Source organism: Nocardiopsis eucommiae, from assembly GCF_965344335.1.
Taxonomy (GTDB): domain Bacteria; phylum Actinomycetota; class Actinomycetes; order Streptosporangiales; family Streptosporangiaceae; genus Nocardiopsis; species Nocardiopsis eucommiae.
Genome location: NZ_CBDRIY010000033.1, coordinates 58,253 through 72,396, shown reverse-complemented (window position 1 = coordinate 72,396; position 14,144 = coordinate 58,253). Strand labels below are relative to the sequence as shown.

Annotated in this window: 3 protein-coding genes; all 3 read left to right on the top strand. The window is 71.5% G+C overall.

Annotated elements, in window-relative coordinates; all coding sequences use genetic code 11:
- The first annotated feature begins 87 nt into the window (after positions 1–87).
- The 3 genes from ACRWK8_RS20005 to ACRWK8_RS19995 all read left to right on the top strand — a co-directional run bounded on the left by ACRWK8_RS20005 (position 88) and on the right by ACRWK8_RS19995 (position 14,077).
- Entirely contained in the window at positions 88–444 is a 357-nt protein-coding gene (locus tag ACRWK8_RS20005) for a hypothetical protein (protein ID WP_378735752.1), read from the top strand.
- A 6-nt stretch (positions 445–450) separates the two neighbouring features.
- Positions 451–12,342, top strand: a complete 11,892-nt coding sequence (locus ACRWK8_RS20000; protein WP_431872119.1) for a WXG100-like domain-containing protein — start codon at positions 451–453, stop codon at positions 12,340–12,342.
- 91 nt (positions 12,343–12,433) lie between these two features.
- Positions 12,434–14,077, top strand: a complete 1,644-nt coding sequence (locus ACRWK8_RS19995) for a hypothetical protein (protein ID WP_431872117.1) — start codon at positions 12,434–12,436, stop codon at positions 14,075–14,077.
- Positions 14,078–14,144 lie beyond the last annotated feature (67 nt).

The following is a 14,144-nucleotide window of genomic DNA, read 5'->3' as shown; positions in this document are numbered from 1 at the left end:
GGGAGAGGAAGAGGGCTGGGCCCCCCCCCCCCCCCCCCCCCCCCCCCCCGCGACGACGCAGACAGACAGGACGAGTAAGGAGGGGCCATGTCGGAACGCATCTCCATCGACCCGGAGGCGGTCGCCAGGGACGGTGCCGATATCCACGAACTCGCCGCCTACGTGCGGGGGATCGACCAGTGGTTCACCACCTCGAGTGATGCCCTGGGTGAGTGCTGGGGCGACGGCGACGCCGTCGCCAAGTCGTTCGAGAAGAACTACGTCCCCAACCGGGACGGGTTCGCGGTCTTCCTGAAGACGCTCGGCACGGCGTTCGAGGACACCGCCGAGGCCACCATCAACACCGCCAAGCAGTTCGGCCGCTCCGAGCAGTACGGCATCGACACCGCGGCGCGCCTGGGCGGGATCCAGGGCGGCCTCGGTGGTACCAGCGGGAGGCACTGACCTCCCATGGGAATGGAACTGCCCGCCGAACTCCGCAACCTGTTCTCGGTCCTGACCGGTTCGGAGTGGCCCACAGCCGACGAGACACGGCTGTGGGAGCTCGCCCAGGTCTACGGCACCACCGCCGACCAGCTGGAGGTCGAGCTCCCGCAGCTCGTCATCCGGATCAAGAACAAGGTGCGGGAGAACTTCGACGCCACGGCGGCGGACTTCTTCGACCAGTCGGTGGACGAGTTCACGGCGGGGCAGAACAACTACCTCGGAGAGGGCACGAAGGTCGCCCGGGGTCTCCAGGAGTACGTCCACAACGCGGGCACGCAGGTGCAGTACGCGAAGTGGATGATCATCGGCCAGCTCGTCCAGCTGGCCCTGGAGATCGCCTGGGCGATCGCCATGGCGCCGTACACCTTCGGCGCCTCCCTCGCCAAGATCCCGATCTTCCAGGCGATCGCCCGCACCGTCATCGGGCGGGTCATGTTCCGGCTGCTCTCGACACTGCTCCAGCAGATGGCGATCAGCCAGTTCTTCGCGCTCACCCTCGACGCGCTGATCCAGCGCATCCAGATCGACCAGGGCAACCGCGACGGGTGGGACCACAAGCTCACCGAGGACGCGGCCAAGGGCGCCATGCTGGACGGTCTGTTCGGCACCGCCGCCGTCTTCGGCGGCAGCGCACTGTCCGGCCAGTTCAACAAGCTGCTCGGCAACACCACCGGGCCCTCCATCACCAAGCATCTCGACGACAACTTCCCGACGGGCGGCCCCGGTGGCGGCCCCGGCGGCCTGCCCGAGGGCATCGGCAGTGTGATGGGCCGCAACAGCGACGAGCTGCTGCGCCCCTACGGCATGGACAACCGGCCCGGGTGGAACCGTCCGATCGACGGCGAACGCTTCCGCACCGACATGGGAGACCAGTTCGCCAACTCCCTCGGCGGGTCGATGGGCAAGGACCAGGCCCGGGAGTTCGGTAACGCGTACGCCGACGCGTTCACCCGGAACTGGGGCAGGAACGGGCTCGACGACGCGCTGAACGACGTGGTGAGCAAGTACGGACGGGGCCTGGACCCCAACATGCGTGACTTCCTGACCACGGGCGTGCCCGCCAGTGTGCGCGACGGCCTCTCCGACGTGGGGACGCACTGGAAGAACTTCCTGGCGCAGCTCGGTGGCCAGGGCATCGCCAACGCGGCGCAGGGGATGCTCAGCGAGGGCTTCTTCAACCTGCTGTTCAGCGACGAGAAGAGCTTCTCCATCACCTGGCTGTCCGGTGTCTCGGGCCTCGTCTCCGGAGCGGTCCAGCAGAGCCTCACCCAGGGCGGGCTGCTGCTCATCGACCACCTGAGGAACGCGGGTCTGCCCGAGGGTGTCCCGCCGCCCACCCCGACGCCGAGCCCGACCGACGACGGCCTCAACGACCACCGCGGCGGCGACGGTTCCCCGGACGGGAACGAGAACGTCAGCACGTCCGACTCCGGGTCCTCCTCCTCGAACGGACCCGGCTCGAACAACTCCTCCTCGGAAGGGGCGGGCGGGGGATCGCGCGACGGGCGGGGCGACGGCTCGCAGAACTCGACCCCGCCTCCTCCGCCGCCGCCCCAGCGGGTGTCCACCGAGTCGTCGGACACGAACGACCAGGACAACACGGGCTCCGCCACACCCGAGCCGCCGTCGAACGAGAACAACGGCTCGAACGAGGGGCCCGCCACCGAGGACTCCCCGGGGCGGGGATCCGACCGCCCCGTCGACAACGCTGACGAGAACACGGGTGGCGACGACTCCGACCACCTGAACCGCGGTGGCCAGGAGAACTCGAACTCGGAGGGCGGTGGGCCGGGCGACGCACCGGTCGTCGGCGGTCAGGAACAGGACACCGGCGGACAGGACCGTTCCCCCGAACAGACCGGTGACGGCGAGGGTGCGGGGGCCGTGGACGGCCCCGAGACGCCGAACGGGGACCAGGGAGGGCCCGAGAACACACCTGCGGAGGGGTCCCAGAACCAGGAGACCCCTGCCCCGACCCCGAATCCTCCGGTCCAGGAACAGCCGGTTCAGGAGACCCCCGCCCCGAACCCGGCTCCTCCCGTCCAGGAAACCCCGACCCCGGCTCCTCCGGTCCAGGAGCCTCCCGTGTCGGAGACCCCTGCCCCGACCCCGGCTCCTCCCGTCCAGGAGACGCCGACGCCGACGCCGACTCCTCCGGTCCAGGAGACCCCTGCTCAGGAGACCCCTGTCCAGGAGTCCCCTGCCCCGGCCCCGGCTCCTCCGGTACAGGAGACGCCGAATCCGACCCCGGCTCCTCCGGTCCAGGAAACTCCCGTGTCGGAGACCCCGGTCCAAGAGACCCCGACCCCGACCCCGAACCCTCCGGTCCAGGACGCGTCGGGTGACGGCGAGGTCGGGGGCGGCGGTCCCGCGCGGGAGAACGGCGGGGACGCCGCCCCGGTTCGGGAGACGCCGAACCAGGAGCAGCCCGCCCAGGATTCCCCGAACCCGAACCCTCCCGTCCAGGAGCGGCCGGTCGAGGACACGTCGGGTGACGGCGTGGTCAGGGACACGGACGGCCCGGTGCGTGAGAACGGCGCCGAGGACACGCCCGTCCAGGAGTCTCCCGTCCAGGAGCAGCCCGCCGGTGACGGTGTGGTGCGGGAGTCGGGTGGTTCCGAGGACGCGAACGGCCCTGAGGGCACGCCGGTCCGGGAGACGCCCGAGCAGAACGTGCCGGTTCAGGAGTCCCCGAACCAGGACGTACCGGTTCGGGAGACCCCGAATCAGGAGGAGTCCAACACCGGCCGACCGGATCTGACGACCGACGACCAGGGCGGCCGGTCCACCGACCAGGACACCCCGGCTCAGGGGTCCCAGGACGCCACCGACGGCAACGGCCAGACCTCGACCGGGCCGTCCCCGAACGCGGGCGGACAGGGTTCGAGCGACGGCAACGCGAACACCCACCGTCCGAACGGCTCCGGGCGCGACGGCGGTCCCGAGACCGTCACGGACCACGAGACCGGATCGGACGACACCCGCACTTCCCAGGACGGCACCGGCGCCGACGTCCGGCCCCCTGGGGACCGGCCCTCCGGTGAGTCGGACTCCGACGCGACCGTCCACCAGAACGGTGACCAGCAGGGACGACAGAACGACGACGATTCCCAGAGCTCCACGCGTGACGAGGACGGTTCCGGGGCGCCCGTCCGCCAGGACGACGGCTCGAACGAGTCGACCGCGCGTCCCGACGGCACGCCCGTGCCCGTTGTCATGGCCCCGCCGCTCCACCCCGGCGCGCAGGGTGGCCAGGAGTCCACGGGGGACGGGCGCCGTCAGCCCCCGCCCGGCAACCAGACCAACACCCCACCGGTGTCCCGCCCGCGTCCCGACCCCGACGCCCCGGCCCCCGTGTCCGACCGGATGCGCCCGCCCGCTGACTGGCAGAACATCCGGGACAGCATCGAACCCACGCGTGTGGGGGGCAACCGCGACCGCTCCGGCGTCGACACCGACGGTGTCGAGATCCTGCACGGATCCAGCAAGGACAACCCGATCACCTCGATCGCGGATCGCGGCTTCGACGTGCGTCGCATTCCGCTGCCGGACCCCGGCCCCGACGGGCCGACGCACGTCACCGAACTGACGGTCCGGATCAACTTCGACACCGGACCCGACGTCAGTCAGTCGGACGCGAACACGGCCCAGCAGGTCTTCCTGGACCGGTTGAACGACGTCGTCAACGAGCGCTACCGTCTGCCCGGCAGCGGTGACCAGCTCCACGTCCGTGTGGAACCGGTCGGTCCCGACGGTCGACCGCACTCCAACGTGTCCTGGGTCCGCGACAACCCGGACCTGCCCGGGCGCAGCGACACCGCCAACTGGCGCATGGACGACGGCCCCGACGTCTGGCTGCACGAGCTCCTGCACCGGATCGGTCTCAACGACGAGTCCCAGGACCTGTCCCAGGACGGGTCCGGTCGCCCCCGCGCCGTGCTCCGCGACTCGCCGAACTCGAGCGCGGTCCACGAGGTCGGCGGATACATGGACTCGCCCGGCGGGCGCGACAACCGGCCTCCGCAGATCCTCAACCACTACCTGGACCAGATCGAGACCCAGGCGAACGAGGCCTCCCGCTACGACCCGCCCGCCCGGGTGGGCGACCTTCCCGACTCCGTGCACCGGGACCTGTCCCAGGTGCTCGACCCCGACGGGAACCGGAACCACTCCGACAACGTGGCCCTGTTCGGCGCCGCCTACGACAGCCGTGTGCGCGGTCGCGGTGACGACCAGGTACGCGCCGACCTCCCGCCCCGGCTGCGGGAGGACTTCGACCAGACGGTCCGGGAGTGGACCTCGGACGGGCGTTGGGACCAGGCCCTCGACACCGCGCGCGACGCGGGCATGGACGCGCCGCTCTCACAGATGCCGAGCGGTCCCACTCCGGTGACCACGCAGGGCGGAGACCACCGGGCCGCCTCACCCCTCTTCAACCCTTTCAAGTCCAAGAGCGGCGGAAGTAGCAGCAACAACGGGGGCGGCGGCCGCAACAGCCGTAACAACGGAGGCAGCAGCAGGGACAACGGAGGCAGCAGCAGGGACGACGGGGGCAGCGGCGGCCGGAACCGCAGGAGGCCCGAGAGCCATCCGATGCGGGACCTCGGGGAGCAGCGTGACCGCGAAGGCGACGGGAGCCGTAGGCGTCGTCGCACCAGAGTCACCGACGACGGGGGCGAGGGTTCCTCCCGGACCCCGCGCGGGACCAACTCGACCACCACGGGCGAGACGCCCCCGCCTCAGGTCCAGGACGGGACCGTGGCGCCGACCGACACGCAGCAGCAGGTCGACGGTGAGACCACGCGGCAGGACCCCCCGCAGATCGTCGTCACGCCCGACCTCACGCCACCGGACCCGCCGCCCGTGACCAGGCCCGTCACGCAGGAGACCGCCGAGGTGCTCGACGTCCTCGCGGACATCGGGCCCAACGCCGACCACGGCGGCTACTCCGGCATGCGGATGAACCCCGACGCTGACGTCGACGGTCTGCGGGACCGGCTGTTCGACCAGATCCGGCGGCAGGGCGTGGAGCCGGACGGTTCGGCGCTCACCGATGCCATCGAGCGCATCAGCGGAGGGCGGACCACCCCCGGGGAGACGATCGACGTCCCCGTGCACGATCCCCGTCGGGACGGGGACGGCGACGACCGGAACACGCCGCCCCCGCGAGGGAACGTACAACTGTCGGTGGACCGCACGTGGCGCGACATCACGGACTCGCCCGACCGTCGCGTCGACGCCGGGAACGCGACCGAGAACCGGGCCAAGACCGTGGGCAGCGGCGCCCAGCAGAGCCGCAAGAGCGTCAACCCGGCGTTTCCCGCGGCCGTGATCGGTGAGATCGGGGGCACGGCCGCGCTCATCACCCCGCGTCTGAAGGCGTCGTTCGCGGTCCGTCAGCGCGGCACCGAGTACCAGACGAGTACTGAGCGCCGTCACAAGCGCAAGGTCGACGTGGACGGGGACAATCCCGCCCGCTTCACCGGCGACCTCGTGGTCAACGCGGTCCTGGACATCGCGCCACCGCCACAGCGACCCTCTCCGCCCCCCGGCGAGGCGGCCTCTGGCGACCAGCGGCGACCTTCGGTCCAGCAGCCACCGGGACAGGACACCGCTGGTCAGCAGCAACCCGCCGTTCCGCCGGTCCGGGTCGAGTTCTCCGACCGGTTGAACGACGCGTTCGACCTGGTCCTGCCGGGTCACCTGCGTGACAACGGCGGGGAGAGCACGGCTGACCACCGGCCCGCCCCGCAGGAGTTCCGCACCGACGACCCCGCTTCCCGTGTCGACGGCGGCAACGGGACGCCGATCCGCGCCCCCCGGTTCTCGCAGACGCTGGGCCTGATCGACACCACGGTGCCCCCGAGGTTCCCCGTCAGCCCGCGGACTCTGCTGGACAACCTGCCCCGGGCGGACAACGGGGAGGTTCTGCGCTTCGCCTACTCGGACCCGAAGGGCAACACCCAGATCCTGGAGATCAGCGGTGGCCCGGTCAACTATGTGAAGGTCGGACCGGACCTGAAGGACTCGTCCTTCACGGACACCGGCAAGTCCTCCGGCAACGCGACGTTCGGCGCGGCACGCACCGACAAGCAGGAGGTCCGGGCGGGTGCCGGTTTCCTCGGCGGCATCCTCCCCGGGGAGTCCGTGGTCCTTCGCGCCGGACCCGAGGTGGTCGTCGGGGCCAAGGGCACGCAGAAGCACACGCGCAGTACCGAGTACGGCAGTGAGCGCGTGTTCGGGCCCGGCGCCAAGGGCGACTCCGCCTTCTACCAGGTGGAGCGCACCTACCGTGTGACGACAACCGAGCCGCAGCCCGCACCACCCGCCGCCGAGAACACGACGGACACGGACGACACCGGGGCGAGCACCGAGGGCAACGGCGGAGAACGCGGTGACCGTTCGTCCCAGCCGCAGCCCCAGCCGCTGGTACGTCCGGGAACCCTGGACCTGACCACCCTCGACCAGGTGTCCACCGACGACGCCCGCACCCTGGCGGGCGGTGGTGACAACCGGGCCGCCGCGACCCCTCCGGCTGCGCCCAGTGTTCCCGGCCTCACGGCGGACGGCGTGCGGCACCTGGGCGAGGCGGCACCGGTGCGCGCCGAGTGGAACGACGGCCGTCTGCGGGACGGCAACGGCGACTCGCCGATGACCGTCGCGGCCAGGCGGCTCCACGAACAGGTGTTCGCCCTGCACCCCGAACTCGTCAACGACCCCTCCGGGGCTCCGGGAGCCAGAAGGGGCTTCTGGGGGAGTCTGTGGCGGGGCCCGGACCTGCGCGCAGAGAACACCCTGGAGATCTACGATCAGGTCGGCAGGGCGGTCTCGGGGGCCGACGCCCTGACGACCAGCGGTGTCGACATCATCCTGCGCACCGGTGGGTTGCGCAACGCACTCACACCCGCCCCCGGGGCCCTGCGTGACTTCGTCAGCGCGATCCCCGGGTTGTCGTCGGTACGCACCGACGACCGGGACGGCTCGGACTTCCTCACGATCCGCCTGAACGGGGGACTCAGCGACCCCCGTTTCGAGGGATCCCGCAGCGGCGGCTCCCTGAGCTCCGGACTCGGCGCGTCGACCGCGCAGGGATCAGGCAAGCAGAACTCCATCGCCTACGGCGGGGAGATCACCGCCGCCTTCCAGGCGCGGTTCGGGATCACGGCGGGTGGCCTGCCCAAGGGCGTGCTCGAACTCGGTGGTGGATACACCTACGAGCACGAGACGGCGAAACCGTTCTCCGGCAACCGCAAGGGGGGTGTCGAGGCGTCCTCCAAATCCGAGGGTGACCTGGACTCCTGGTCCTACGAGCTGCGCCTCGACGCGTCGATCGGCAGCAACACCCCCGTGCGGCTCGACGTCACACCGCAGGGCGTGGGTCCCGACGCGGGCGGTCCGCGGGTCGTGTTGGAGGGACCCAGGACCACACCCGTCCCGGGGGAACTCGACCGCCCCGGACCGAACACCGACCGCTCGGCTGACGCGAGGGCGGCCCGCGACGCCGCCCGACAGGCGCTGGCCGATGCCCAGCAGGCCCGGCAGGCCGTGGACGACGCCAGGACCGAGCGGGACCGGGTCCAGGCTCTGGCGAACGCCCTCGTCGACCGACAGGAAGCGTTGACCGAGGCTGAGAAGAACCTGGAGACCGCGGAGAAGAAGGCCGAGGGGGACCAGAAGGACTTCCAGGAGAAGGACGAAGCGGCCACCAAGGCCGAGAACCAGGCCGGAGCGGACCGACGGCAGGCCGTCCAGGACCGCCTGGACGCCGCCCGGATCCAACAGGAAGCGGCGGAGCGCCAGGCTGACGCGGTCCAGCAGTTGTGGGACTACGTCGGTGCGCTCCGGGAGGCGACCGGCGGTCCGGCGCGGGAGGAGGGACCCGGCAGCGGTCCCGACCTCACACCGCTGGTCGTTCCCGCCCCAGGGCAGACGGATCAGACCACCGCCAACGACCTGCTGAGCACGGCCGTCGACAACTGGAACAGGACCGTCGACGCCAAGGACGAGGCGGTGGAAGCGGTCAGGGAGGCCGAGGCGGACCACCGGGAAGCCTCCCGGCCGAGCGCCGACGACGGTGCGGCCACCACCACGCCGCCGCGCTCGGAGACGCCGCCCGCGATTCGGGAGCAGCGCGACGACGCCCGGGAGGCTCTGCGGGACGCCGAGCGTCTCGACGGTGACGCCAGCACTCAGGACACCAGGGCCGACACCGCCGAGAGCAAGGCCGACGAGAGTGAGAAGACCGCCAACGATCTGCGGGGGAAGGCTGACGAGGCCCGTACCCTCGCGGACGAGTCGGCTCGACGCGCCGACGAGGCGAGGGACACGGTGGACACCGCTCGCGACGACCGCGACGCGTCGGTGAACGCCGTACGGGACCTGCCCGGCAGGGAGGAGAGGCTCACCCAGGCGCTCGACAACGAGCGGCTCAGGCACGGTGACGCCGCCGCGGCACGAGGGCGCGGTGAGGACCACCGGTTCGCGCTGGAACGCGACGCGCGTCTGCGCCCACCGAACCCGACGAACGACGTTCCCCCAGCGGCGCCGGTACAGGGGAACCAGGGGAACACCCAGACGCAGGGGAACCAGCAGAACCAGGGCGAGCAACAGACCCAGAACAACCAGAACAACCAGAACAACCAGCAGAACAACCAGAACCAGGACAACCAGCAGACCCAGAACAACCGGGGCGGAGGCCCGCGTCCCCGGCCCGACCTCGATCTCGACAGCCTGCCGCACGCGCCCAAGCACTCCGAGTCGCCGGGCCTTCTGGACAACCTCGTGGACTCCGTGAGATCCGCGCCCGGGTTCACGCCCGCCTCCCGGTCGGGAGAGGCCGTCATGGGCACCTGGCGCGTCCTCGGGTCGCCCCGGACCCTGGCCGCCCACGAGATGGACGTGCACGACGGAGGGCTCCCCCTCCAGGGCCAGTTCGAGGACGGTTGGCGCAGACGTGCCGACCTGTCCCTCAACGTGCACGCCGAACGGGAGTCGTTGCACATCTCGGGGGCGCAGCGCGACGGCGGGGTCGACCTCACCTTCAAGGCCGAGTCCGACCGGGTCGTCGGTACGAGCGAGAGTTCCTCCCACAACGTGACGGTCGGGCTCAAGGGGGAGGCGGCCCTCAACCAGGCCGACTCCAGGTACAACCGGCTACGGGGCGCCGTGGGCTTCACCCCGTTCGCCACCAAGCAGACGGAGACCCAGGGCGACTCGACCTCCTTCGGTGAGGAGAACAAGGTCTCCCTCCCCGGCAGCACCGTGGACGTCACGACCTTCGACCGCTTCGACGTGGACACGACGATCCGCACCCGTTGGAACCTCGGGGTCTCCCTGCCGTTCAGCAAGACCGTCGACGGGAACGGCAACGTCCTGAGGCGGGGGTCGGCCGCGGAGGGATTGGGTGATCGCAACCCGCCCCCCCAGCCCCAGACCCAGCCTCAGACCCAGACCCAGCCTCAGACCCAGGACCACACCCAGAACCAGGAGGGGAACGACCGGAACCCCGAGCAGGACGGTCAGGTTCAGGAGGAGGTCACCCCCGCCCATCACACCGCGAACGGGCAGACCGACTCCCGTTTCCGTGTCCTCGACCTCGCCCAGAAGGGGGCCCTGCCGGGGACCGCCGGTCTGGACTCCGCGCTGGAGCGGTCCCGGTCGGTCCCGGACGACATCAGGGTCGTCCCCGGTCGGGAGGGGTCCGGTCACGCCCTCAACAACATCGACTCCGCCGCCGCTCTGGACAGCATCAACAGGGCGGTCCGGGACAACAGGCTCGAACTGACCGACCAGAGCCAACGGGACATCCGGGCCGCCCTGTCACCGAACAACACCCGGGGCCTCAACCTCAGGTACCAGACCGGGGGCCTGGCCCTGGAGGTCAGGTTCCGCAACGAGTTCATGGGGGAGCAGCGTCCCAGCAAGGGCGGGTGGATCCTGCTCAAACTGGGCCCTGACGGCGGCCCCGTCTTCGGTCCGGTCGAGTCGGGGATGTCCTCGGAGCGTTCGGTCTCGCAGTCCACCGAACACAACGACTCCGAGGGCAAGCAGAAGAAGCACGGAGTGACCGCCACGCTGGACGGAGGGGTCAACCCGACCCAGTCCATCGGGACCGACAGCAGCGGGGACCCGACCTTCCCGAAGGACCGTTACCAGTCCTTCGCCCCGAACACGGGGACCGGCCTGGAGAGCGGGACCACCAAGACGCACCTGACCTCGGACACCGAGACGGAGTCGAGGTCCCGGACGGTCAAGGCACCAGGAGCCACCGGGAACACGCCGACGAGGTTCGACTTCACCGTGTCCGTGGAGGACGGGAAGGTGTTCTCCTCACACGCCGACGTGGGAAGCCGTACGGAGGTCTACCCTGCGGGAACCTTCCAGCCCACGCCCCCCGGCCAGCCGCCGGCGGCCGCCCCGCCTCCGGTGACCTCGCAGCCGGTCCCGCCCCCCGCGCCCGCGCCCGGGACCGAGCCCGGGACCGTCGACGTGCGGACCATCTCCGACGCCTGGTTCGGTGGACTCGGCCGCCCGCAGGTCAACCTGCCGCCGGTCGAGGCGGTCGGGCGCGGCCCCATCGCCGACGCCGCGGTGATCGCCCAGGCGCGCGCCCTGGACTGGGAGCCCGCCACCGGAGACCGGAACGTCACCAACGCCGTGGACCACCTCAGTCAGGGGCGCCCCGGCCCGCGCGGGCCCATGCTCGGAGCCGCCGTGGACCAGCAGGTGCTGACCACGCTGTTCGGCTCCTCGTCCACGGGCGACGGCGCGACCCTCGTCGGGCTGGACAAACAGGGGCCCTTCGCCGTACCGGGCCTGGAGACCAAGCTGTTCACCCAGGTCGATCCCGGTGGCGCCAGCATCATCGGCTCGGTGAAGGACCTCTCGACGGGCGGCGAGAACCAGAACACACACCGGGACGAGGACTCCGTCGCCCACGCGGGCTCGACCGCGCTCACCAGCGGTTTGGACATGTCCGGCATCAAGGGCGTGGACCAGTCGGCCTCCGGCTTCGACGAGAGCGCCGCCCTCGTCGGCGGTGGCGCGAGCAACGCCGGTGCCAAGAGCTCGGCCGCGGGCGGCGGGAAGCAGTCGACCTCGACCGTGCAGACCCACGCCGACGCCGCGGTCAAGGGGAACGGCTACCTGGTGCGCTTCCCCGTCGACGTCCTGGTCGTCGCCCAGGACACCAAGTCCGGCACCCCGCCGAGGGCGGAGAGCACGACCTCGACGGTCGACGTCTGGCTGAGCCTGGACCAGATCCGTCAGATCGCACCCGGCGTGAGTGCCGAATCCGTCGCGGCATGGGACACTGTCGCGGTGCGTCAGGGCGCCGCCGCCGACTCCGAGAAGGCGCTCGGCACCGCGCTCGACAACGAACTCGGTCTGCACCGGTCCGAGGCGGATCGGGGGCACGCCCGTCAGGCCACCGACCTGCTGGCCCTCGGGCCCGAGCTGAACCCGAGATCATGGTCGGCGGAGACCGCGGACAGCGTCCAGGCGATCCGTGACTACCTCGGTTCCGGGGCCGAGGACCGCGGCTGGAACCGTACGGTGGAGCAGACCGCCGAGCGGCACGGCGAGGCCCTGAACGGGCTGCGCGACCTCTGGAACACCGCTGGTACCCCCCAAGGTCTGTCAGAGGACACGGTGAGGGCGCTGAGTGATCTGGTGGAGCGCCGCGACGCGCTGCACGACGCCCTGCGCACGCACCGTTCGGCCCTGGACTCCTACTTCCAGGCCCTGAGGGAGGCCTTCCACCCCACCCCTCCGGCACCACCCCCCCAGCCCAACACCACAGGAGTCAACCCGTTGATGCAGGCGAACTTCATGAACGCCCTCAACCCGACCTCCTGACGGGCCCACAGACCACCCCCACCAGCGCCGCTTTTCGCGGCCGCCCCCGATACGCCGGAGGACCTCCGGTTTCCGAAAGGAAGAACGAAGGATGACCGACAACACCGAGGCACCGCGCGGTCCCCACCGCACGGGGCCCGTGCTGAGCTCGACGGGGGAGGTGCCCTCGGCCACGGCCAGGGACGCCATCGGGGCCCCGTCCGAGCGAGGCCCAGGCCAGACCGTCCCCAACCCCGCCCTCGCCCCCGTCCCCGCTCCGGCCGCGGCCTCCTCGACGGACACCGCCGCCGCGACCGAGGCCAAGGCCGACGGCACCGAGCGCGGACGCAACGCCCTGCTCGCCGCACTGGCGCTGCGCGGTGGCGCCTCCCGGGCCACCGAGGGCACCGAGAAGGCCGAGGAACGCTATCGTCCGGGGCGTCCGACCCTCGCGGTCGCGGCCATCGCCGGTCTGATGCTCGTGGCGGCTCCGTTCGGCCTCTCCGCGGCCAAGGAGCACCAGACCGGGACACCGCTCCAGACCGACCTCGCCTCGGGCAGCTTCGCTGACCCGTCCAGTGCCGCCGCGTCCGCCTCCGCTTCGGGGACGGGCGTCCAGGGGTACGTCCCCGAGGTACAGCCGAACGCACCGGTCCTGCCCGGCGCGGACACCGGGGCCGACCCCGGGGCCGCCCCCGACCCCGCGACCGCGGGGGGCGGAGGCCCGGCGGGTGGAGGCCTGCCCGAGCGGCCCGTGGACCCCTCGTCCGGCGGTCCCGCCGGAGCTCCGGTCGCCGGAGCCACGGAGGACGACGACGAGGACGGCGGCGAGCGCGGCGGTGACGGCACGGGCGGCGACGGCACCGGCGGTGCCGGCGAGCCCCAGGGCGTGACCGTCGAGAAGGGGTCGCTGCTCGAAACCCTCCTGACCGAGCGCAACGGCAAGGACGACGACACCGAGGAGTCCGAGGAGCCCGCGTCCGGCAAGGGCAAGGGATCCGAGGAGGACACCGAGGACGACACCAAGGCCGACACCAAGGCGGACGAGGACTCTGACGGCTCCGAGGGCGACGCCCCCGACGGCGCGGTGTCCGAGTCGCTCAGCGCCCAGAGGTCCGAGCCGCTCAGCGACGTCAAGGAACAGCAGTCCGCGTCCGCTTCCGAGCCCCGGTCCGACGAGGAGGCGGTGCCCCAGACCCACCGGGAGCAGGAGCCCCAGGTCGACCCGGAGCCCGAGCCGGAGCCCGAGCCGGAGCCCGAGCCCGAGCCCGAGCCCTTCCGTGCGGTGGCCGGTCCCGGCTGCGACTCGGAGGGCGCCCGCTACCAGATCCACGGCGAGGGTGTCTGGCGCTCGGGGCCCGCGGGCTACGACGGTGCCGGATGCGACGACGGCTACGATGTCATGGCCGTGAGCGGCGACCCCGACGGCGGTGACACCTCCGCGGAGTGGACGTTCTGGCCCGGCGGCGCCGGTTCGACCTGCACGGTCAAGATCCTCGTGCAGAACGGCCCCGATCCGCTGTGGGCCAACGGCGTCCCGACCCACTACGAGCTGTTCGACGGCGAGAACGCCGGGGGTTCCTTCCGCGGCGGTTTCGAGGTCACCCAGCCCGACGACGGCCGCTACTGGGCCCTGACCGAGCTCCAGGACGTCGGGGACTCGTTCACCCTGCGCGCCCGCAACAGGGGTCCCATCGCCGAAGGCGGAGAGGCCCCGCAGCTCCCCCTGTCGGTGGTCGAGACCGAGTGCCGCTGACGGGAGAGTAGCCGCCGGTAACCCCCTTACCGGCGGAGTAGGACAAGCCCGCGGGCCTCACCGGCCC

What these genes read in the sequence shown, in the direction of transcription:
- ACRWK8_RS20005 (WP_378735752.1), top strand. Translation starts at nt 88, where the DNA reads ATGTCGGAACGCATCTCCATCGACCCGGAGGCGGTCGCCAGGGACGGT.
- ACRWK8_RS20000 (WP_431872119.1), top strand. Translation starts at nt 451, where the DNA reads ATGGGAATGGAACTGCCCGCCGAACTCCGCAACCTGTTCTCGGTCCTG.
- ACRWK8_RS19995 (WP_431872117.1), top strand. Translation starts at nt 12,434, where the DNA reads ATGACCGACAACACCGAGGCACCGCGCGGTCCCCACCGCACGGGGCCC.